The sequence below is a fragment of the Massilia aurea genome, assembly GCF_014200505.1.
GTDB lineage: Bacteria > Pseudomonadota > Gammaproteobacteria > Burkholderiales > Burkholderiaceae_D > Telluria > Telluria aurea_B.
The window spans coordinates 200553-222276 of the sequence record NZ_JACHBX010000004.1; the positions used below are offsets into that span (position 1 = coordinate 200553).

At 62.5% G+C, this 21724-nt stretch carries 22 protein-coding genes; 16 read left to right on the plus strand and 6 right to left on the minus strand.

The window, feature by feature from the left end; translation table 11 throughout:
- Positions 1–30: 30 nt before the first annotated feature.
- From recA to HD842_RS18010, 6 genes are all read left to right on the plus strand, one after another.
- Positions 31–1104, plus strand: coding sequence for a recombinase RecA (recA, locus tag HD842_RS17985; protein WP_183556129.1), 1074 nt, complete (start codon positions 31–33; stop codon positions 1102–1104).
- A gap of 74 nt (positions 1105–1178) precedes the next feature.
- Complete coding sequence (recX, locus tag HD842_RS17990; protein ID WP_183556533.1) at positions 1179–1643, plus strand: recombination regulator RecX; 465 nt, start codon at positions 1179–1181, stop codon at positions 1641–1643.
- A 440-nt stretch (positions 1644–2083) separates the two neighbouring features.
- Complete coding sequence (locus HD842_RS17995) at positions 2084–2647, plus strand: DUF2889 domain-containing protein (protein ID WP_183556130.1); 564 nt, start codon at positions 2084–2086, stop codon at positions 2645–2647.
- 66 nt (positions 2648–2713) lie between these two features.
- Positions 2714–3883 carry an ADP-forming succinate--CoA ligase subunit beta gene (gene sucC, locus HD842_RS18000; protein ID WP_183556131.1) on the plus strand — a complete coding sequence of 390 codons (1170 nt, stop codon included), beginning with the start codon at positions 2714–2716 and terminating at the stop codon, positions 3881–3883.
- Between the two features lie 19 nt (positions 3884–3902).
- A complete protein-coding gene (gene sucD, locus HD842_RS18005) occupies positions 3903–4784 on the plus strand; it encodes a succinate--CoA ligase subunit alpha (RefSeq protein ID WP_183556132.1) in 882 nt (293 codons plus the stop codon).
- A gap of 306 nt (positions 4785–5090) precedes the next feature.
- Positions 5091–5561, plus strand: coding sequence for a pilin (locus HD842_RS18010; protein ID WP_221290711.1), 471 nt, complete (start codon positions 5091–5093; stop codon positions 5559–5561).
- A 66-nt stretch (positions 5562–5627) separates the two neighbouring features.
- Here the strand turns inward: HD842_RS18010 and HD842_RS18015 are convergent, their stop codons facing one another.
- Together HD842_RS18015 and HD842_RS18020 are read right to left on the minus strand one after the other, a co-directional pair.
- The gene (locus tag HD842_RS18015) at positions 5628–7694 is read right to left on the minus strand and encodes a S9 family peptidase (RefSeq protein ID WP_183556133.1); all 2067 of its coding nucleotides are present in this window, start codon (positions 7692–7694) and stop codon (positions 5628–5630) included.
- A 156-nt stretch (positions 7695–7850) separates the two neighbouring features.
- Positions 7851–8306, minus strand: a complete 456-nt coding sequence (locus HD842_RS18020) for a fasciclin domain-containing protein (protein WP_183556134.1) — start codon at positions 8304–8306, stop codon at positions 7851–7853.
- Positions 8307–8473: 167 nt separating this feature from the next.
- On the opposite strand from HD842_RS18020, the gene HD842_RS18025 reads away from it, so the two are divergent.
- The gene (locus tag HD842_RS18025) at positions 8474–9406 is read left to right on the plus strand and encodes a MerR family transcriptional regulator (RefSeq protein WP_229424823.1); all 933 of its coding nucleotides are present in this window, start codon (positions 8474–8476) and stop codon (positions 9404–9406) included.
- A 1-nt stretch (position 9407) separates the two neighbouring features.
- Here HD842_RS18025 and moaC read toward each other — a convergent pair whose 3' ends face one another.
- Positions 9408–9914, minus strand: a complete 507-nt coding sequence (moaC, locus tag HD842_RS18030; RefSeq protein ID WP_183556136.1) for a cyclic pyranopterin monophosphate synthase MoaC — start codon at positions 9912–9914, stop codon at positions 9408–9410.
- Positions 9915–10038: 124 nt separating this feature from the next.
- On the opposite strand from moaC, the gene HD842_RS18035 reads away from it, so the two are divergent.
- Entirely contained in the window at positions 10039–11577 is a 1539-nt protein-coding gene (locus tag HD842_RS18035) for a M48 family metalloprotease (RefSeq protein WP_183556538.1), read from the plus strand.
- A gap of 205 nt (positions 11578–11782) precedes the next feature.
- On the opposite strand, the gene HD842_RS18040 is transcribed toward HD842_RS18035, so the two are convergent.
- From HD842_RS18040 to HD842_RS18050, 3 genes are read right to left on the minus strand one after another with little or no spacing between them, the layout of a single operon-like run.
- The gene (locus HD842_RS18040) at positions 11783–12370 is read right to left on the minus strand and encodes a DUF2946 family protein (protein ID WP_183556137.1); all 588 of its coding nucleotides are present in this window, start codon (positions 12368–12370) and stop codon (positions 11783–11785) included.
- Between the two features lie 4 nt (positions 12371–12374).
- A complete protein-coding gene (locus HD842_RS18045) occupies positions 12375–13358 on the minus strand; it encodes a YheT family hydrolase (RefSeq protein WP_183556138.1) in 984 nt (327 codons plus the stop codon).
- A 47-nt stretch (positions 13359–13405) separates the two neighbouring features.
- On the minus strand, positions 13406–13600 hold the full coding sequence (locus tag HD842_RS18050) for a zinc-finger domain-containing protein (protein WP_183556139.1): 195 nt from the start codon (positions 13598–13600) through the stop codon (positions 13406–13408).
- Positions 13601–13822: 222 nt separating this feature from the next.
- Between HD842_RS18050 and HD842_RS18055 the strand changes: the two genes are divergently transcribed.
- The 8 genes from HD842_RS18055 (at position 13823) to HD842_RS18090 (ending at position 21724) form a co-directional block, all read left to right on the plus strand.
- Complete coding sequence (locus HD842_RS18055) at positions 13823–14581, plus strand: AzlC family ABC transporter permease (RefSeq protein ID WP_183556140.1); 759 nt, start codon at positions 13823–13825, stop codon at positions 14579–14581.
- Positions 14574–14918 (plus strand): AzlD domain-containing protein, encoded by a 345-nt coding sequence (locus HD842_RS18060; protein WP_183556141.1) that lies wholly within the window; start codon positions 14574–14576, stop codon positions 14916–14918. The genes HD842_RS18055 and HD842_RS18060 overlap by 8 nt, the downstream gene beginning before the upstream one ends.
- Before the next feature lie 38 nt (positions 14919–14956).
- A complete protein-coding gene (locus tag HD842_RS18065; protein WP_183556142.1) occupies positions 14957–16171 on the plus strand; it encodes a phosphoglycerate kinase in 1215 nt (404 codons plus the stop codon).
- A gap of 52 nt (positions 16172–16223) precedes the next feature.
- Entirely contained in the window at positions 16224–17672 is a 1449-nt protein-coding gene (gene pyk / locus HD842_RS18070; RefSeq protein WP_183556143.1) for a pyruvate kinase, read from the plus strand.
- Between the two features lie 110 nt (positions 17673–17782).
- Entirely contained in the window at positions 17783–18847 is a 1065-nt protein-coding gene (gene fba / locus HD842_RS18075; protein ID WP_183556144.1) for a class II fructose-bisphosphate aldolase, read from the plus strand.
- 275 nt (positions 18848–19122) lie between these two features.
- A complete protein-coding gene (locus HD842_RS18080) occupies positions 19123–20019 on the plus strand; it encodes a phosphoribosylaminoimidazolesuccinocarboxamide synthase (RefSeq protein WP_183556145.1) in 897 nt (298 codons plus the stop codon).
- Positions 20020–20022: 3 nt separating this feature from the next.
- Positions 20023–20520 carry a 5-(carboxyamino)imidazole ribonucleotide mutase gene (purE, locus tag HD842_RS18085; protein ID WP_183556146.1) on the plus strand — a complete coding sequence of 166 codons (498 nt, stop codon included), beginning with the start codon at positions 20023–20025 and terminating at the stop codon, positions 20518–20520.
- A gap of 4 nt (positions 20521–20524) precedes the next feature.
- Complete coding sequence (locus tag HD842_RS18090) at positions 20525–21724, plus strand: 5-(carboxyamino)imidazole ribonucleotide synthase (protein WP_183556147.1); 1200 nt, start codon at positions 20525–20527, stop codon at positions 21722–21724.

The window sequence follows — 21724 nt, forward strand, 5'->3', positions numbered from 1 at the left end:
CCTTGCCTACTCCACGACAGAAAGTACACCATGGACGACAAAAAAACCGCATTGAACGCCGCTGATAAGGGCAAGGCGCTGGCTGCCGCCCTGGCGCAGATTGAAAAGCAGTTCGGCAAGGGCTCGGTGATGCGCATGGATGCGAACACGCCGGTCGAAGAAGTACAAACGGTCTCCACAGGCTCGCTGGGCCTGGACATCGCGCTGGGCGTCGGTGGCCTGCCGCGCGGCCGTATCGTCGAGATCTACGGTCCTGAATCGTCGGGTAAAACCACCCTGACGCTGCAAACCATCGCCCAGATGCAAAAGCTGGGTGGCACCTGCGCGTTCATCGACGCCGAGCACGCACTCGACGTCACCTACGCGCAAAAGCTGGGCATCAACCTGAGCGAACTGCTGATCTCGCAGCCGGATACCGGCGAGCAGGCGCTTGAAATCACCGACGCGCTGGTGCGCTCGGGCAGTGTCGACCTGGTCGTCATCGACTCGGTCGCGGCCCTGACGCCACGCGCCGAAATCGAAGGCGACATGGGCGACTCGCTGCCCGGCCTGCAGGCGCGCCTGATGTCGCAAGCGCTGCGCAAGCTGACCGGCTCGATCAACCGCACCAATACGCTGGTTATCTTCATCAACCAGATCCGCATGAAGATCGGCGTCATGTTCGGCAGCCCTGAGACCACCACGGGTGGTAACGCGCTGAAGTTCTACGCATCGGTGCGCCTGGACATCCGTCGTACCGGCTCGATCAAGTCGGGTGACGAAGTGATCGGTAACGAAACCAAGGTCAAGGTCGTCAAGAACAAGATCGCCCCGCCATTCAAAGAAGCGCACTTCGACATTCTTTATGGAGAAGGCACGTCCCGTGAAGGCGAAATTCTGGATCTCGGCGCAGATAACAAAATCGTCGAGAAGTCGGGCTCGTGGTACAGCTATAACGGCGAGCGTATCGGTCAGGGTAAAGACAACGCGCGTCAGTTCCTGCGTGACCGTCCAGCCCTGGCACGCGAGATCGAAAACAAGGTCCGTACCGCCTTGGGTGTGCGCGAGCTGCCACCAACGATCGGTGGTGACGACAAGCCGAAGCTGCAGGCGGTTGGTGAATAATCAGCCGGCGCAGGGTGCGGTGGCAGCAGCTTGCCACCGGCGCCCCGCGCCATGCTGATGGGCTGACGTTACTCATGCCAGCACCCGTACTCAGTCTCAAGGGCCGCGCGCTGCGCTATCTGTCGCAGCGCGAGCACAGCCGCTTCGAATTGCGCCGCAAGCTGTCCAAGTATGCGGAAGAGGGGGATGACGTCGATGCCCTGCTCGATTTTCTTGAAAAAAACAATTGGTTGTCGCAGGAGCGCTTTGCCGAATCCCTGGTCAACCGTAAAGCGAGCCGTTATGGCGACAGTCGCGTGATGGCCGAATTGAAAAATCATGGATTAACGACCGAGGCACTGGTCGACATCAAAGCCGGGCTGTCCGACAGCGAGACCGCGCGTGCGGTTGAAGTCTGGCAACGCAAATTTGGTACGGTTGCCGAGGATGCCGCGGCGCGCGCCAAGCAGATGCGCTTCTTGCTGCAGCGTGGTTTTTCCCAGCGCGCGGCGCGTGCGGCGATGCAGGGCGCGCCCGATGATGACGAGTTTCCCGAGTAATTAATGTTCTCGTGGTCGCTTGCAGTCACGCGTTACGACGCTATGCTGCCCCAGGCGCCAGCGTGGAGCGTCATCCCCGATATGCCAAGGCATATTCCTCAACGGGCGATGGCGCTGCACGCTGGCGCTTTTTTACGTCTGCAGTGTCCACAACGAAAATCCATATCTCTCATTCATGTCGTGAATGGCAGGCTCTGGCTGCTGTCCTTCATGCGCATACCATATGCGTTAAACACGCTGCCAAGCGCCTGCCAAGTCCGGGCATCTCCGTCGAGGCTGGCCGTGATGTCCCCTTTTAGCGATGCGCCGGGCGGGACGCTGTGCTAAACTTTACGGGTTTAAGCAGCGCCGCATGAGCGGTTGTTGCCGCAGAAGCTGCGGTGACGTGCACTAGCACACCGGCTGCATCACTAACCGCCGTCTCGACGGCACTGGTATTTATGCCTTTGTCTCTTCCCGTATCGCGCTCGCTCCGGCATACGCGCGCCATCACAGTCGATGCCTATGCGCGCGATGATGGCATGTGGGATCTTGATGCCAGCATCCGCGATGTGAAAACACGCACTGTTGAACTTGCATCCGGCGAACGGCCCGGCGGCACGCCAGTGCACGACCTGAAGCTGCGCGTCACGATCGACCGCGACCTGAACATCGTTGATGCCGAAGCCGCATCCGATGCCGTCCCGTATCCGGGCTTTTGCGATACCATCGGCCCTGCCTACAAGAAGTTGATCGGGCTCTCGCTCGTGAACCATTTCCGGTTGCATCTGAAAGACCGCCTGTCCGGCGTGCTCGGCTGCACCCATCTGACCGAACTGGCCCAGGTGCTGCCCACTGCAGCGCTGCAAGCCTTTGCTGACGACACCGTCGATGCCCCAGGCGGGCAAGGCGTGACGTCATCCGACCGTCCATTTGAGCTCGACCGTTGCCATGCCCTGCGCAGCGACGGCCCCGCCGTGGCCAAATATTACCCGCGCTGGTCCATCAAGGCCGTGTCGGGTTAAGTCGTCGTTTGTTTTTTTTGTAGTTCAACCGTTTCTAATTCAGTAATAGATAGAAGGGAAGCCAGCATGAAGATCCATGAGTATCAGGGCAAAGAAATCCTCCGAAAATTCGGGGTGACCGTTCCGCGCGGCATTCCGTGCATGTCGGTCGAAGAGGCTGTTAAAGCTGCTGAAGAACTGGGTGGTCCGGTCTGGGTCGTCAAGGCGCAGATCCACGCTGGTGGTCGCGGCAAGGGCGGCGGCGTCAAGGTCGCCAAATCGCTCGAGCAGGTCAAGGAATACGCTGACCAGATCATGGGCATGCAGCTGATCACGCACCAGACCAGCCCGGAAGGCCAGAAAGTCCGTCGCCTGATGGTCGAAGAAGGCGCCGACATCAAACAAGAACTGTATGTCTCGCTCGTCACCGACCGCGTCAGCCAGAAAGTCGTGCTGATGGCCTCGTCGGAAGGCGGCATGGACATCGAAGAAGTCGCACACAGCAACCCGGAAAAAATCCACAACGTCATCATCGACCCGAAAGTCGGCCTGACCGATGAGCAGGCTGACGACGTCGCCGCCAAGATCGGTGTGCCAGCCGGCTCGATCGCCGACGCACGTGCGAACCTGCAGGGCCTGTACAAAGCCTACTGGGAAACCGATGCATCGCTGGCCGAAATCAACCCGCTGATCGTTACAGGCAGCGGCAAGATCATCGCCCTGGACGCCAAATTCAACTTCGACGCGAACGCCCTGTATCGCCGTCCTGAAATCGTCGCTTACCGCGATCTGGACGAAGAAGATCCAGCGGAAGTCGAAGCATCGAAATTCGACCTGGCCTACATCTCGCTCGACGGCAACATCGGCTGCCTGGTGAACGGCGCCGGCCTGGCCATGGCCACCATGGACACCATCAAGCTGTTCGGCGGCGAGCCAGCCAACTTCCTCGACGTCGGCGGTGGCGCCACGGCCGAGAAAGTGACCGAAGCGTTCAAGATCATGCTGAAGAATCCTGACCTGAAAGCCATCCTGGTCAACATCTTCGGCGGCATCATGCGTTGCGACGTCATCGCCGAAGGCGTGATCGCTGCATCGAAAGCCGTTTCGCTGCAAGTGCCACTGGTCGTGCGCATGAAGGGCACCAACGAAGACCTGGGCAAGAAGATGCTGGCCGAATCGGGCCTGCCAATCATCGCCGCAGACACGATGGAAGACGCAGCCAAGTCGGTCGTCGCCGCTGCTGCCGGTCAAGCCTAATTGCTAAGGAAATAAAAAAATGTCGATTCTGATCAACAAAGATACCAAAGTAGTCACCCAGGGCATCACCGGCAAAACCGGTCAGTTCCACACCCGCATGTGCCGTGAGTATGCAAACGGCAAGGAAGCATTCGTTGCTGGCGTGAACCCGAAGAAAGCCGGCGAAGATTTCGAAGGCATCCCGATTTTCGCCACCGTGTCGGAAGCGAAAAAAGAAACCGGCGCCAACGTGTCGGTCATCTATGTCCCACCAGCAGGCGCAGCCGCTGCCATCTGGGAAGCCGTCGAAGCCGAGCTGGACCTGGCAATTTGCATCACCGAAGGCATTCCAGTCCGTGACATGATGGAAATCAAGGACCGTATGGCCAAAGCAGGTTCGAAGACCCTGCTGCTGGGCCCTAACTGCCCAGGCCTGATCACCCCTGACGAAATCAAGATCGGCATCATGCCAGGTCACATCCACCGCAAGGGCCGCATCGGCGTCGTCTCGCGTTCGGGTACCCTGACGTATGAAGCAGTTGCACAGCTGACCGCACTGGGCCTGGGCCAGTCGTCGGCAGTCGGCATCGGCGGTGACCCGATCAACGGTCTGAAGCACATCGACGTCATGCAGATGTTCAACGACGATCCTGATACCGACGCGGTCATCATGATCGGCGAAATCGGTGGTCCAGACGAAGCCAACGCGGCTTACTGGATCAAGGACAACATGAAGAAGCCAGTTGTCGGCTTCATCGCTGGCGTCACCGCGCCACCAGGCAAGCGCATGGGCCACGCCGGCGCGCTGATCTCGGGCGGTGCGGATACCGCGCAAGCCAAGCTGGAAATCATGGAAGCCTGCGGCATCACCGTCACCAAGAACCCGTCGGAAATGGCGCGTCTGCTGAAGGCCATGCTGTAATTCTGACGATCTGGTGATCGAAAGCTAAAACGGGGAGCGCGAGCTCCCCGTTTTCTATTTAGTGCGACACTTTTTGTTGATACGCATCGTACGTGACAAAAATTGCTGTACGGCACTGACAAATTTTGTCATTCAGGGTGCCGTTTTTTGTTCTGGAACAGGCATTTGTTGGTTTGTTGTTCATAAAATCGACCGTTTTACGCCATTTTTGGGCTGGCACAGCGCTTGCATATAAGAAAGCGTAGCAGTGAGCAGCACAAGATACGTAGGTCCACTTTTTTGAAATACCCAACCCGGAGATTTAAAATGAACTTCAAGCAAATGCAAACTAAAAAGGCCGAGGGCGGCTTCACCCTGATCGAACTGATGATCGTCGTTGCGATTATCGGTATTCTGGCTGCTGTTGCAATCCCTGCGTATCAGGATTATGTGGCGAAAGCGAAGTTTGCTTCGGCGCTGGCTGAAGTTTCGCCTGCCAAGACCGGCTTCGAAGTTGCACTGAACGATGGTTTGACCCCAGCGATTCCTGGTGCGGACGGCACCGTTGCCGATGGCTCGGCTCCGATTGGCGTTCAAGCCACTAACGGTAATTCGACGATTGCTGTCACTACGGCCACCTCCGCTGGTGTAATCACTGCCACGATTGTTGGCGGTTCTTCCGGAGTTGCCACCAAGACGATCACGCTGACTCGCGATGCAGACACTGGCCAGTGGACTTGCGCAACCACCGTTGCACAGAAACTTGCTGGTCCGGTCAGCACCTGCACTGGCGTGTAATTGTAAAGCTCAGCTCTTTACCTCGTAAAAAAGCCCGCTTCCCAGCGGGCTTTTTTCATTGCAGCGTTACTTCGCTGGCTGCGCTTTCAAAAACCGATCCAACCACCCATTCACGGTGTGATGCCACTGCACCGAATTCGCTGGCTTGAGCACCCAGTGATTCTCATCCGGGAACACCAGCAGTTTGCTCTCGACACCTTGACGCTGCAGCGCCGTGAACGTCCCAAGCGCCTGCGCCGTTGGAATCCGGAAGTCCAGATCACCCTGGATCACCAGCATCGGCGTCTTCCACTTCGCGACGTGATGAACTGGATTGAAGCGCTCATGGTTCTCCGGCACCTTGTAGTACGGCCCACCATTCTCCCAGTCCGTGAACCATTGCTCCTCGGTCGAGTACGCCATCCCGCGCGTGTCGAACACGCCGTCGTGATTGACGATGCACTTGAACTCATCCGACCAGTTGCCAGCGATCCAGTTCATCATGTAGCCGCCGTACGACGCACCCAGCGCGCAGTCGCGTGAACGGTCCAGCCACGGGAACTTCTTCACCGCCGCGTCGTAGCCCTTTTGCAGGTCGACCAGCGGCTTGCCGCCCCAGTCATTGCTGATCGAATCGGTGAACTTCTGGCCGTAGCCGGTTGAACCGTGGAAGTCGATGAACACGGCGGCGTAGCCGGCGCCGGCATAGGTCTGCGGATTCCAGCGGTAGCTCCAGCTATTGCCGAAGCTGCCTTGTGGCCCGCCGTGGACGATGAACGCTACCGGATATTGTTGGCCCGGCTGCGCATTCCACGGCTTCATCACGTAACCGTACACGGTGTCGCCATTGGCGCCGGCAAACGAGAACTGCTCGGCCTCGCCCCAGCGCACGTCTTTCAGCAGCTCGGTGTTCAACGTGGTCAGTTGCTTCGGCTTGGCGCCCAGCTTCATCGAGAACAATTGCGCACCAGCGGACAGGTTCGCATGGGTATAGACCAGCGTATCGCGGCGCAGATCGAAGGCGCCCACGGCGCCGGTGTCCGTCAGCGGGGTAACCTTGCCGCCGGCCACGTCGATGGAGAACAGGCGATGCTGGCCGATGTCTTCCGCATCGACGATCAGCGCCTTGCCGTCGGCACGCCAGACCAGGCTGCCGGCCGAGCGGTCCCAGTTGGCTGCCAGCGGGCGCTTGGTGCCGGTCGCCACATCCATCAGCATGATCTGGTAGCGGTCGGCCTCGAAGCCGGGGCGCGCCATCGCCAGGTAGGCCAGCGTGCGGCCATCCGGCGAGAACGCGCCTTTTGTGTCCCAGGCCGGATTGTCCGCCGTCAGGTTGCGCGGCGCGGTGCCGCCTGTGGCGGGCACGCTGTACAGGTCGAAGTTGGTCGACCAGGCTTCGGTCTTGCCGGCGATGCGGGCCGAGAACACGACGGTCTTGCCGTCCGGGCTGAAGCGGTATTCTTCGCGGTCGCCGAACGGCTTCGAGGGCACGTCGCCGTCGAGCGAGCCCGACAGGCTGACCGGCTCGCCGGTGATCGTGCCTGCGGCGCTGATTGGCGCCGAGAACAGCACCGCATTGCGGTGGTCGTTCCAGGTATCCCAGTGGCGCGCGAACAGGCGGTCATACACCTTGCCGGTGGCCTTTTCTTTTTCTTTCGCATCGAGCCGGGCCTTGGTGCAGGCCAGGTCGGCGCAGTCGCGGAATACTGCCAGGCTGAACGCCAGGCGGTCGCCCGTGGGTGCGACGCGGAAGTTGTCGACGTCCAGCGGCAGGTCGGTGACCTTGACGGGCGCGCCGCCGGCCACCGGCTGGCGCCAAACCTGCGACGAGCCCGAACGCGCGGACAGGAAGTACACGGCGTCGCCCGACGGCGACCATTCCGGATCGGCGCTGCTCGACGCATGGTCGGTCAGGCGCTGCGGCGTCGGTTTGGCGGCGCGCAGGTCGATCATCCAGAGTTGGGTGTTGCCGCGGTTCTTTTCCATGTCGGTGCTGCGCACGGTGTAAATCACGCGCGTGGCGTCGGGCGATACGGCCGGGCTACCGACCCGTTCCATATTGACCAGGTCTTCCACGGTGAAGCCGCGCGGCGCGGCCATTGCGGTGGTGGCGGCCAGGGTCGCCGCTGCCACCGTCATCAAACGAAATTTCATGCCATCCTCGTCGATCAGTCCCGCGGCCGGGTGCCGCAGGCAAGCCGGGAATGTACCACGCGCGCCAGGCCAGCCGATACGACAACGCCCCCGCTATCCGGCAATGCCGGGCAGCGGGGGCGTTTTAACGTTCCCTAACGCACAGGAAGGTTGTGATTATTTTGGCATGATGACCGTGTCGATGACGTGGATCACGCCGTTGTCGGCGACGATGTCGGTCTTGGTGACAGTGGCCTTGTCGACCATGACTTTGCCGCCGGCGACCTTGACCTTGAAGGCGCTGCCTTCGACGGTCTTGACGTCGCCTGGCTTGACGTCAGCTGCCTTCACGGTGCCTGGCACCACGTGGTACGTCAGCACTTTGGTCAGCGCGGCCTTGTCTTTCAGCAGTGCGTCGAGCTTGGCTTTTGGAATCTTGGCAAATGCGGCATCGGTTGGTGCGAACACGGTGAACGGGCCCGGACCCTTCAGGGTGTCGGTCAGGCCGGCAGCCTGGACAGCCGTGACCAGCGTGTTGAACGTGCCGGCCGATTTGGCGGTATCAACGATATCTGCTGCGTTGGCGGCGCCGAAGGCGAAGGCGAGTGGCAGTGCGATCAGAAATTTTTTCATCGTATGACTCCATGTGGTTTTTGCAGTTCGGTGTGAACCGCGTTAAGACCAATGTAGGCTTATTTTGTTCCCGTGTCTAACGTGTGCACCGTTTATGTAGCATAATAAAGGTTCAATCAAGGGACGATATTATGGAAAACTCGCTAAGATCACATCATGAACCGATCATGTACCGAACCGGCGCAGCTGCGCGTCTGGCGGGTTTGCCGGTAGAAACGCTGCGCGTCTGGGAGCGCCGCTACAGTCTGTCGGATGCGCAGCGCTCGGAGCGCGGCCAGCGCCTGTATTCGGCCGAACAGGTCGCGCGCCTCGGTTTGCTCAAGCAACTGGTCGACCAGGGCCATTCGATCGGCGTGCTGGCCGGCTTGAACCGTGAACAGCTGCAATCGATGCTCGGCCTGGATGGTCAGGCGAGGGCGATTGCCACCTCGCCAGCGCGCGTGTTGCTGGTCGGCGCCATGCTGTCACGCCGGATCGCCGCCACCGGGCAAGCTGCGCTGGGGCTCGACGTGCGCGGGCATTGCGCCACGCTGACACAGGCGCTGGCGTTGCCGCGCGATGTCGGGGCTGACGTGCTGGTGATCGAGCAGTCCGAACTCGACGATACTGGTTTGGCGCCGATTGCCGCGGCACGTGAGGCCAGCGGTGTCGCAGCCGTCGTGGTGCTGTACCGCTTTTGTTCCAGTGCCACGATTCGCGCCTTACGCGCGCAAGGCTGCCTGGTAGCGCGCATTCCGGCTGACTTGTCCGAACTGGCGTTACTGTGCCAGTCGGCGCTGACGGGCCACCGTCCGCCGCTGCAGGAGCAGCCGCTGCCGCCAGTGGCGCCGCCCCGCTTCGATGAGGAAGCGCTGGGCAACATCATGACGGCGGCCGGCATCCGCCTCGATTGCGAATGTCCCCGGCACTTGTCCGAGATCCTGATGATGATTTCCAGCTTCGAGCGCTACAGCGACCAGTGCGCCCATCGTAATCCGGGTGACGAGGCGCTGCATGCGCGGCTGAAGATGGCGGCAGGCCGCGCGCGTGTCGTGATGGAAGATGCGATGGAGCATCTGGCCATCACGGAAGGGTTGCCGTTGCCGAAAGTCCTTAACTGAGTCAGGCGTCGATGGCCGCAGTCCAGTCACCGCTCTTGCCGCCATGCTTTTCCAGTACCCGCACATTCGTCATGACCATGCCGCGGTCGACCGCCTTGCACATGTCGTACACGGTCAGCAGGCCGACCTGCACAGCAGTGAGTGCTTCCATCTCGACGCCGGTCTTGCCGATGGTTTCCACCTGCGCCCGGCAATGGACGCTGTTGGCGGCCGCATCGATCTCGAAATCGACCGCCACGCGCGTGATCGGCAATGGGTGACACAGCGGCACCAGGTCGCTCGTGCGCTTGGAGGCCATGATCGCGGCGATGCGCGCGATGCCGATCACGTCCCCTTTTTTTGCGCTGCCCGACGTGATCAGGGCCAGCGTGGCCGGCTGCATGCGGATGGTGCCGGCAGCCACTGCGATGCGGTGCGTGTCCTGTTTGGCGCCGACATCGACCATATGGGCCTGGCCGGTGGCGTCGAAGTGGGTCAGATGGTCTGCGGTCGGGGTGGAAGGCGTCATGAATGGCTTGGTATCGTTGGGTAACAAAGTGTTCTGGGAGCAGCAGGGTGCGTGCGGATACGGTTATGATAGCACCGTGAAATCTGTCGTCCGACCAGCATCCGTGCGCCGCTGGCGCCCCGTCCTGACCGCCGTTGCCCTGTGCACGACGGCAGCGTTTGCCGTGGCCGCCCAGTCCGATCCGCTCCAGCGCCCCGACCACATCCACTTGCCGACGCTGGGCGACACCGCGCGTGTCGACCTGTCGCCGGTCGTCGAGCGCAAGCTTGGCGAGGAGATCATGCGCGACATCCGGCGCGACCGCGATTACCTCGACGACGAACCGATCTCCGAATACCTGAACAACTTCGGCAATGGCCTCGTGGCTGCGGCGCCTGGTGCGCGCGGCGAGACCAATGCCGACTTCCACTTTTTTGCCGTGCGCGATGCGGCGCTGAACGCGTTCGCGCTGCCGGGCGGCTTCATCGGTGCGCACTCGGGCCTGGTCATTGCAGCCCAGACCGAATCCGAACTGGCCGGCGTCGTTGCGCACGAGATTGGCCACGTCACGCAGCGCCACATTGCGCGCATGCTGGGCCAGCAGCGCCAGGATATCCTGCTGCCGCTGGCGTCGATGATCCTGGCGGCGCTGGCCGCCAAGGCCGGCTCGGATGCGGCGATGGGCGTGCTGATGGGCGGGCAGGGCCTCGTGGTCCAGCGCCAGCTCAACTTCAGCCGTGACGCCGAGCGTGAGGCCGACCGCGTGGGCTTCCAGATCATGGAGGCGGGCGGCTACGACACCACCGGCATCGTCGCGTTTTTCCGGCGCCTGCAAAATGCGTCGAAGTTGTATGGCGAACTGCCGACAGGTTTGAGTAACCTGAGCAGCCACCCATTGACCCAGGAGCGCATCAGCGACATGCAGGCGCGCATCCGCGAGATGCCCAAGAAGCAGCGCGTCGACAGCCTCGACTTTCACCTGGTGCGCGCGCGCATCCGCGTGCTGCAGGAGCCAAGCGAGCAGGGCCAGCGCAACACGCGCAGCGCGTTCAACACGCAGCTCAGGGAAACGCACCGCCATCAGCAGGCCGGCGCGCAGTATGGCCTGGCCTATCTGGCGCTCAAGCAGGGCAACCTGACTGACGCGCAGAGCTGGCTCGACAAATCACGCGAGACGATGAAGCCGCGCGAAGGCGTGTTGTCGGTGGCGTCGAACATCGGCGATGGCGCGACGATGTATGCGGGCCTGGCGATCGAGATCAAGATGGCGCCGGGCCAGCCGGCGGCAGTGCTGGCCGAGGCCGTGAAGGAAGCCGAGACGATGCATGCGCGCTTCCCGCTGTCGCGCTCGCTGGCGCACCAGTACGCCGACGCCATGATCGCCACCGGCAAACTCGACGAGGCCACGCGCTTTCTGCGTGACCAGTCGCAGCAATACCGCGAGGAATACAAGCTGCAGGATCTATTGGCCAAGGCGTACGCAAAGCAGGGCAAGATCGCGCTGCAGCACATGGCGCTGGCCGAATCGTACGTGCTGGCCGGCGCCACGCCGGCGGCGATGGCGCAGCTGGAACTGGCGCGCAAGGCGCGCGACGCATCGTTCTACGACCAGGCCGTGATCGACGCGCGCGCCCGCGAACTCGAGGCGCAGCAAAAGAAGGACAAGGAAGAGAAGGACGATTGACGGGCAGCCAGATCAGCCGGCCCAAAAACGGCACCGGCCACCACGGTAGGGTGGACGGGTTTCCCGTCCACGCGGTGATGGTTGACAGCGAGATCATCCGGCCCGAAATCGGCGCCGGCAACGATCACCGCGTGGAAGGCAGAGCCTTCCACCCTACGTGGCATGGGCGGATTGGCAGCCAGATCACCAGGTCACTATCACCGACTCAGGGCGCCGGCATCCTGTTGAACCCGAACCGCTGCGCCAAGTCGGCGTCCGCCACCCGTTCTACAGTGAAGACCTTGCCCTGCCACGGCAACGCCAGCGTGCCAGCCCCGCCGCCCAGCCACGCCATCACGGCGTCATCCGATGCGCTGCGGCCATCCAGTGTGAACTGGCCCAGCACCTGCACCACATCGCGGTCATCGAGCTGCGCCACGACCTCGCCGGCCACGAACAGCACGGCGCCGGCATCGCTCATAAACACGTGCTCGACAGCCGTCAGCGCCTGCCCGGTCTGCAACAACAAGCCCTGCTGCGGATCGGTGCGTGCGATGAACGGCGCGGCCTCCAGATTCACGTACACGCGCTGCGGGCCATTCTGGAAATACCAGTTGCCCCGCTCGTCGTGCAGGTAATTGCGATTGATGAACCCCACCAGTTTCTCGTTCTCGAGCCGGTCGCCGGGCAAGCCGGCCTGCTGGGTCGCTTCGTCGCGCATGCGCCAGTGGCCGCGCGCATCGAGCGCGAGCCAGCCGTAGCAGTGCGGTACGTTTGGCCACTTGGCCATTGCCTGTTTTACGATATCGTCCATAGTGTCAGCCAGCATCGCACAGTTCGGCGCCAGTCAGCGCGCGCGTGCCCGCCACGCCATCGAAATGCTGCAGGATGCGCTGCGCCAGCCAGTCGATCCGGCCAGGAAACGGCCCCGTCGGAAAGCCCACGTGCCCGCCCGTGGCCGGATACTCGAGCGTTACCGCAGCCGATGCTGTCGTCGGCAAATACATCCCCGGCAAAAACGGATCGTTGCGCGCATTGAGCACCAGTGTCGGCACGGTGATCGCGTCCAGCACGTGGCGTGCGCTGGCGCGGTGCCAGTAGTCGTCGGTGTCGCGGTAACCGTGCAGCGGCGCCGTCACCACATTGTCGAACGCGTACAGGTCGCGCGCGGCGAGCAGCGCGGTGCGGTCGAACAGGCCCGGAAACTGATCGAGCTTGGCCAGGCACTTGGGCTTGAGCGTCTGCAGGAACATCCGCGTGTAAATCATGTTGAAGCCCGACGACAGCGCCGCACCGCCGCGCGCCAGGTCGAGCGGGGCCGAGACCGCGCAGGCCGCATCGACAATCGAGGCGCCATGGCCCGATTCGCCCAGCCAGCGCAGCAGCGCATTGCCGCCCAGCGACACGCCAGCCGCGTAGAACACACCGTCATGGCGTGCGCGCAGCGAGCGCACGATCCACTCGACTTCCGCGGCGTCGCCCGAGTGATAGAAGCGGGGCGCCAGATTCGGTTCGCCCGAGCAGCCGCGGAAATGCGGCACCACGCCCGACCAGCCGCGCGCGGCCAGCGCCGCCATCAGCGCCCGTGCGTAGTGGCTGTCGGACGAGCCTTCCAGCCCGTGAAACAGCACCACCAGCGGCTGGCCCGGCTGGCCGTCGACAAAATCGAGATCGACGAAGTCGCCGTCCGCACTCGTCCAGCGCTCGCGGCGGTAGGCAACGGGCGGCTTGGCGATGCAGGTCGCCGGGTAGATGGTCTGGAGATGGCCGCCAGGCAGCCAGCGTGGTGCGCGGTAGGGCATGAAGAAGTGAGGAGAGGGGCGCGCGCAGTCGCGTACGCCCCGAACGATCAGTGGTTCTTGAGCACTGTGCCTGGCGCCAGGCGGTAGCCGGTACCGCAGTACGGGCACTTCGCCTCGCCGTGGTGGTCGAAATCGAGGAAGACGCGTGGGTGCGACGACCACAGCGGCATGGCCGGGTTCGGGCAGTGCGCCGGCAAGTCTTTCGCCGTGAGTTCCACGATTGGCATCGTCTTTTGGGTCATCTGGTGTCTCCGTCTGGCAGGTGGGCAAAGACAGGATTCTAACGGATTCGCTCTATTGTCGAAATGACCGTAAAATAATGCGCTCAACATATTGAGCCCAAGTGCCCTTTCTCAAGAGGTCACGACCCATTCCATGCGTTTCATGCCCCTCTGTTTCCAGACCGCCGCTGTCGTCCCAGCCGTCATTTCCCCGCTGGGAAGTTGCACGAACGCCACACTTCCATGTCCGTGAACGCGGGCGAGCCGGCTGGCCAGCTCCCGGTCACGATTGGCGACGCACCCGACCGCGACGCATTTCGCGACGGCTTCAAGACCGGCCTGCCGACGCTGTTCGGCATTGCCGCCTGGGGCCTGGTGGTGGGCATCGCCATGGTCAAGAGCGGCCTGTCCGTGCCGCAGGCGCTGGGCATGACGCTGCTGGTGTTTGCCGGCTCGGCGCAACTGGCGTCGCTGCCGCTGATCGCGGCGCAGGCGCCGATCTGGGTCATCTTCGCCACGGCGCTGGTCGTCAATCTGCGCTTCGTGATCTTTTCGGCGCTGCTCGCGCCACACTTTGCCCACTTGCCATGGCGCCAGCGCCTGTATCTTGGCTATATCTCGGGCGATATTTCCGTCGCCTTGTTCTTGCAGAAATATCCGAGTCCGACGCCGGCCGTGGGCAAGCTGTCGTATCTGAAGGGCTTGATGTTCCCGAACTGGGGCGCCTGGCAGATCGGCTCGGTCATCGGGGTGTTCCTGGGCAGCACCGTACCGGCCGAGTGGGGCCTGGGCTTTGCCGGCACGCTGGCCATCCTCTGCATCATGGTGCCGTTGATGATCAATCGCGCGGCCTTGTGCGGCGTGCTGGTGGCAGGCACCGTCTCGGTACTGGCCTACGAGTTGCCTTACAAGCTGGGCTTGCTGCTGGCAGTGCTGGTCGGGATGGTGACGGCGATGGTCATCGAAGAAACAATGGACAAAATAAAGGCGCGCCGTGGCTGATTGGGAAATCTGGGTCGTGATTGGCGTGCTGTGCGTGGCCACGGCCGCCACGCGCAGTTCGTTCTGGCTGATCGGCCACCGCGTATCGATTCCGCCACGGGTGCAGGAAATGCTGCGTTATGCGCCGGCCTGCGCGCTGGCAGCCATCATCGGGCCCGATTTTCTGATCGATCCGCAGGGCGGGCTGCAGTTCACGCTGGCCAATCCGAAGCTGCTGGCGGGGCTGGCCGCGTTTGCGTTCTATGTATGGCGCCGTAACATGCTGCTGACGATTTTATTCGGCATGCTTGTCTTTACTGCACTGCGCGTCCTGCACGTTTTTGGTGGGACCCCCTGATGTACAATGACGTTTTTTCACTATTGCCACGCTGACCAATGGACGCTTCCCGCCGTTTCACCCGTTTGCAAGACCTGATCGATCAGAACGCCCTGCAGGGCAAGCGCGTCTTCATTCGCGCCGACCTGAATGTGCCACAAGATGACGCTGGCAATATCACTGAAGACACGCGCATTCGCGCTTCGGTGCCGGCGATCCAGGCCGCCATCAAGGCGGGCGCGGCAGTGATGGTGACGTCGCACCTCGGTCGGCCGACCGAAGGCGCGTTCAAGCCGGAAGACAGCCTGGCGCCGGTCGCCGCGCGCCTGTCCGAGCTGCTCGGCCAGCCGGTCGAACTCAAGCAAAACTGGGTCGACGGCGTCGATGTCGCGCCGGGTTCGGTTGTGCTGCTGGAAAACTGCCGCGTGAATGCGGGCGAAAAGAAAAACAACGACGAGCTGGCCCAGAAAATGGCCAAGCTGTGCGACGTCTACGTCAACGACGCGTTCGGCACAGCGCACCGCGCCGAAGCTACCACGCACGGCATCGCCAAGTTTGCACCAATCGTCGCGGCAGGCCCGCTGCTGGCCGCCGAACTCGACGCACTGGGCAAGGCCCTCGGCCAGCCGCAGCGTCCGCTGCTGGCCATCGTCGCCGGCTCGAAAGTCTCGAGCAAGCTCACCATCCTGCAAAGCCTGGCCGACAAGGTCGACAACCTGATCGTCGGCGGCGGCATCGCCAACACGTTCATGAAGGCCGTCGGCCTGAACATCGGCAAGTCGCTCGTTGAAAACGATCTGGTGAACGAAGCCAAAGCGATCATCGACAAAATGGCCGCGCGCGGCGCGCAAGTGCCGATTCCGGTCGACGTCGTGTGCGCCAAGGAATTCGCGCCAACGGCTGCCGCCACCGTCAAGCTGGTGGCTGACGTACAAGACGACGACATGATCCTCGACATCGGCCCGCAGACCGCCGCCATGCTGGCAGAGCAGGTCGCCACGGCTGGCACGATCGTCTGGAACGGTCCTGTTGGCGTGTTTGAATTCGACCAGTTTGCCGAGGGCACCAAGACCCTGGCGCTGGCCATCGCCGGTTCCAAGGGCTTCTCGATCGCCGGTGGCGGCGACACCCTGGCCGCGATCGCAAAATACAAGATTGCCGACCAGATCGGCTACATTTCGACCGGCGGTGGCGCCTTCCTGGAATTCCTCGAAGGAAAAACGCTGCCAGCGGTCGATATCCTGCTGCAACGCAGCGCGCAGTCTGCAGCATAAATGAGACCCTAGCGCAGCCGTGGCTGCGCTTTGTTTTTTACAAGGACACTTCATGTACCGTGGCACCAAGATCGTCGCAACCATCGGCCCAGCATCGACCGACTTCGATATTCTCGTCAAAATGATCCGCGCCGGCGTTGACGTCGTACGCCTGAACTTTTCGCACGGGAAGGCCCAGGATCACATTGACCGGGCCACCTTGGTACGCCGCGCCGCCGCCGAATGCGGCCGTGAAGTGGCCATCATGGCCGACATGCAGGGTCCGAAGATCCGCGTCGGCAAGTTTGAAGAAGGCAAGATCTTCCTGAACAATGGCGACCGGTTCATCCTGGACGCCAAGTGGGGTGAGAACGGCGAACTGGGCAACCAGGAGCGCGTGGGACTGGACTACAAGGCGCTGCCGCGCGACGTGAAGCCAGGCGACAGGCTGCTCCTCAACGACGGCTTGATCGTGCTGATCGTCGACCGCGTCGCCGGCCACGAAATCTGCACCACCGTCAAAGTCGGCGGCGAGCTGTCGAACAACAAGGGCATCAACCGTCAGGGCGGCGGCCTGACCGCGCCGGCCCTGACGTCCAAGGACATGGAAGACATCAAGACCGCGATGAGCTTCCAGGCCGACTACCTGGCCATTTCGTTCCCGAAAAGCGCCACCGACATGGAAATGGCGCGCCAGCTGGCCAATATCGCCGGCGAGCCGTACGGCCACAAGCCGATGATGATCGCCAAGATCGAACGCGCCGAAGCGATTCCGCTGCTGCAGGAGATCCTGGATGCGTCGGACGGCATCATGGTCGCCCGTGGCGACCTGGCCGTTGAAGTGGGCAACGCCGCCGTGCCGGCGCTGCAAAAGCGCATGATCCGCATGGCGCGCGATTCGAACAAGCTGGCCATCACGGCGACCCAGATGATGGAGTCGATGATCGTCAACGCCGTGCCGACCCGCGCCGAAGTGTCGGACGTCGCCAACGCCGTGCTGGATGGCACCGACGCTGTCATGACCTCGGCCGAGACCGCATCGGGCAAGTACCCGATCGAAACCGTCGAGATGATGGCCGCGGTCTGCCTCGAAGCCGAGATGTCCGAATACAACAAGGTCGACGTCGACTTCCTCAACAAACAGTTCACCCGCATCGACCAGACCATCGCGTACGGTACGCTGTTTACCGCGCATCACCTGCGCGTGAAGGCAATCGTGGCGCTGACCGAGTCGGGTTCGACCGCGTTGTGGATGAGCCGTCACAGCATCGACACGCCGATCCTGGCACTGACCCCGCTCAAGACGACCGAGCGCAAGGCTTCGCTGTACCGCAACGTGCGCGCCTTCCACCTCGAGCAGGAAGGTGGCAGCCACGCCGTGCTGCGCAAGGCCGAAGAACTGTTGATGAATGAAGGTTACGTGCGCAAGGGCGACCTGATCGTCGTGACGTGGGGTTCGCCAATGGGCGAAGCCGGCGGCACCAATGCGCTCAAGATCGTGCGTGTGGGCGAATATGATTAAGGGGATGGGGCACTGCGCCTGATGCGTTCACGGCATGCTGATTGCTCAGCATGCCGCGCTCGGCGCGCGCCACTTCCCGACAAGTTTCTTTATTGTTTTGGAGTACTACCATGGCACTCGTATCACTGCGTCAGTTGCTGGACCACGCCGCCGAAAACGGCTACGGCTTGCCGGCATTTAACGTCAACAACCTCGAACAGGTGCAGGCCATCATGGCTGCCGCCGACGCTGTCAACAGCCCGGTGATTATGCAGGCATCGGCCGGCGCGCGCAAATACGCGGGCGAAGCCTTCCTGCGTCACCTGATCGACGCTGCTGTCGAAGCCTATCCGCACATCCCGGTCGTCATGCACCAGGATCACGGCCAGTCGCCGGCCGTCTGCATGGCCGCGATCCGTTCGGGTTTCTCGTCGGTGATGATGGACGGTTCGCTCGAAGCCGATGGCAAGAGCGTCGCCAGCTATGAATACAACGTCGCTGTCTCGCAAGAAGTCGTCAAGTTTGCGCACTCGATCGGCGTGACCGTCGAAGCCGAACTGGGCGTGCTCGGTTCGCTCGAAACGATGATGGGCGACAAGGAAGACGGCCACGGCGCCGACGGCGCCATGACCCGCGAGCAGCTGCTGACCGACGTCGACCAGGCTGCCGACTTCGTCAAGCGTACCCAGTGCGACGCGCTGGCCATCGCCATCGGCACCTCGCACGGCGCGTACAAGTTCACGCGCAAGCCAACCGGCGACATCCTGGCGATCGACCGCATCAAAGAGATTCACGCACGCATCCCAAACACCCACCTGGTGATGCACGGTTCGTCGTCGGTGCCGCAAGAGCTGCTGGCGATCATCCGTGAATTCGGCGGTGACATGAAAGAGACCTACGGCGTGCCGGTCGAAGAGATCCAAGAGGGCATCAAGCACGGTGTTCGCAAGATCAATATTGACACCGACATTCGCCTGGCGATGACGGCCGCGATTCGCAAGTACATGTTCCAGAATCCGTCGAAGTTCGATCCACGCGATTACCTGAAGCCGGCGCGCGAAGCGGCAATGGACGTGTGCAAGGCGCGCTTCCTGTCGTTCGGCTGCGAAGGCCAGGCCGACAAGATCAAGCCGATCCCGCTGGACAAGATGGCCGAGCGCTACAAGGCCGGCGAGCTGTCGCAGATCGTTCAATAAACCTCGGCGCCGCCTTGACCACGTCGTTCCCGCGGCGGCGGGAACCCAATGTGTTTCGCACAGCGGCAAGCGCATGGTTTGCCGCAGCTGTGTCGACTTGGGTTCCCGCCTTCGCGGGAACGACGTTTTGAGGGCGCGGATCGTGTATCAAGGCCCGTCGTTTGATCGACGCCGGCCTGTTTTGACGTAAAATATCGCATTGGCCAGGCCTGCATGGCCTGACTTTCTCAACCGGCGGCCCTTGTCGCCGGTTCCGCTTTCCTGATACCCCATCTATGAACAGCCTCTACCAATCCTCCATTCAGTCCCTGCCACTGCTCGGTCACGGCAAGGTGCGCGATAACTACGCCGTTGGCGACGACAAGATCCTGATCGTCACCACCGACCGCCTGTCGGCCTTCGACGTGGTCATGAACGAGCCGATCCCCGGCAAGGGCAAGGTACTGAACCAGATGAGCGATTTCTGGTTCGAGAAGCTCGGCCACATCGTGCCGAACCACCTGACCGGTGTTGCGCCGGAAAGCGTGGTCGCGCCAAACGAGGTCGAGCAGGTGAACGGCCGCGCGGTCGTGGCCAAGCGCCTGAAACCGATCATGGTCGAAGCCGTCGTGCGCGGCTACATCATCGGTTCGGGCTGGAAGGATTATCAGCAAAGCGGTGCCATCTGCGGCATCGCGCTGCCAGCCGGTCTTCAGCAGGCTGAAAAGCTGCCGGAGCCAATCTTCACGCCGGCCGCCAAGGCCGACCTGGGCGAGCACGACGAAAACATCTCGTTCACCCAGATGGAAGAAAAAATCGGCGCCGAACTGGCCGCCAAGATGCGCGACATCAGCATCAAGCTCTACACCACCGCTGCCGAATACGCGGCCACGCGCGGCATCATCATCGCCGACACCAAGTTCGAATTCGGCCTGGACGACAACAACGTGCTGCACCTGATGGACGAAGTGCTGACCGCCGATTCGTCGCGCTTCTGGCCAGCCGATTCGTACGCGCCGGGCATGTCGCCGCCGTCGTTCGACAAGCAGTTCGTGCGCGACTATCTGGAAACCCTGACCGAGTGGCCAAAGACCGCACCGGCCCCAAACCTGCCGCAAGACGTCATCGACAAAACCCAGGCCAAGTATTTCGAGGCCATCGAACGCCTGACCGGCGAAAAGCTGAAGGCATAAGCGATGACCGAGCAATCCAAGCCGCTCGTCGGCGTCATCATGGGCTCGTCGTCCGACTGGGACGTGATGCAGAACGCGGTCGCGATCCTGAAGCAGTTCGGCGTGCCGTTCGAAGCCTCGGTGATTTCGGCCCACCGCATGCCGGACGAAATGTTCACCTACGCCGAGACAGCCCGCGCACGCGGCCTGCGCGCGATCATCGCCGGCGCCGGCGGCGCGGCTCACCTGCCTGGCATGGTGGCCGCCAAGACCATCGTGCCGGTGCTGGGCGTGCCGGTGCCATCGAAGTATCTGCGTGGCGAAGACTCGCTACTGTCGATCGTGCAGATGCCCAAAGGCGTGCCGGTGGCAACGTTTGCCATCGGTGAAGCAGGCGCCGCCAATGCAGCGCTGACCGCCGTGGCGATCCTTGCTGCCAATGACGACGCCCTGGCCGACAAACTGGAGCAGTTCCGCCGCGACCAGACCGCCGCCGCCCAGGCCATGACCTTACCTGTTTGATCCGATGACCCAAGCGCAGCAGACTTCTCCAATTCTTCCATCGGCCGATCCGTCCACCTGGCTTGGCGTGATGGGCGGCGGCCAGCTTGGCCGCATGTTCGCGCATGCCGCGCAAAGTATGGGCTACCAGGTTGCCGTGCTCGAGCCGAGTGCCGATTGCCCGGCCGGGCAGGTTGCCGATCGCACCATCGAAGGCAGCTACGACGATGCGGCGGCGCTGGCCGAACTGCGCGCGCTGTGCGCCGCCGTGACGACCGAGTTCGAGAACGTGCCGGCCGCCAGCCTGCAACTGCTGGCCGAAGGCAGCTTTGTCGCACCGGGCGCATCGTGCGTGTCGATCGCCCAGGACCGCATCGCCGAAAAGCGTTTCTTTGTCGAGTGTGCGCCAACCTCGAAGGTGATGCCGGCACTGCACAAGACGATCGCCTCGCACGCCGACATCGACGCCATCGGTGACGATCTGCTGCCAGGTATTCTGAAAACCGTGCGCATGGGGTACGACGGCAAGGGCCAGGTGCGCGTGCGCACGCGCGACGATGTACGTGCGGCGTTTGACGATATGGACGGCGTGACCTGCATGCTCGAAAAGATGCTGCCGCTGGCCTATGAAGTGTCGGTGCTGACCGCGCGCGGCATTGATGGCGCCTCGGTCGTGTACCCGATCGCCGAAAACGTGCATCGCGACGGCATCCTGTTTACCACCACCGTGCCCGGTCCGAATGTGTCGCCCGAATGCGCGCGCCAGGCGCAGGATGCGGCGCGCGCCATCGTTGACCAGCTGGGTTACGTGGGCGTGCTGTGCATCGAGTTCTTCGTGCTCGACGACGGTACGCTGGTCGTCAACGAGATGGCGCCACGCCCGCACAACAGCGGCCACTACACGATCGATGCGTGCATCACGAGCCAGTTCGCGCAGCAGGTGCGCGCGATGGCGCGCCTGCCGCTGGGCGACGTGCGCCAGCATTCGCCGAGCGTCATGCTCAATATCCTGGGCGACGTGTGGTTTGACGGTGACACGGACAACACGCGCGAACCGGCCTGGGACCGCGTGCTGGCGCTGCCCGGCGCCAACCTGCACCTGTACGGCAAGGACGACCCGCGCCGCGCCCGCAAGATGGGCCACGTGACCTTCGTTGCGCCGACCCTGGGCGAAGCGCAGGCCAGTCTGCGCGCCGCCTGCGCCATCCTCGGCATCGCACCCTGA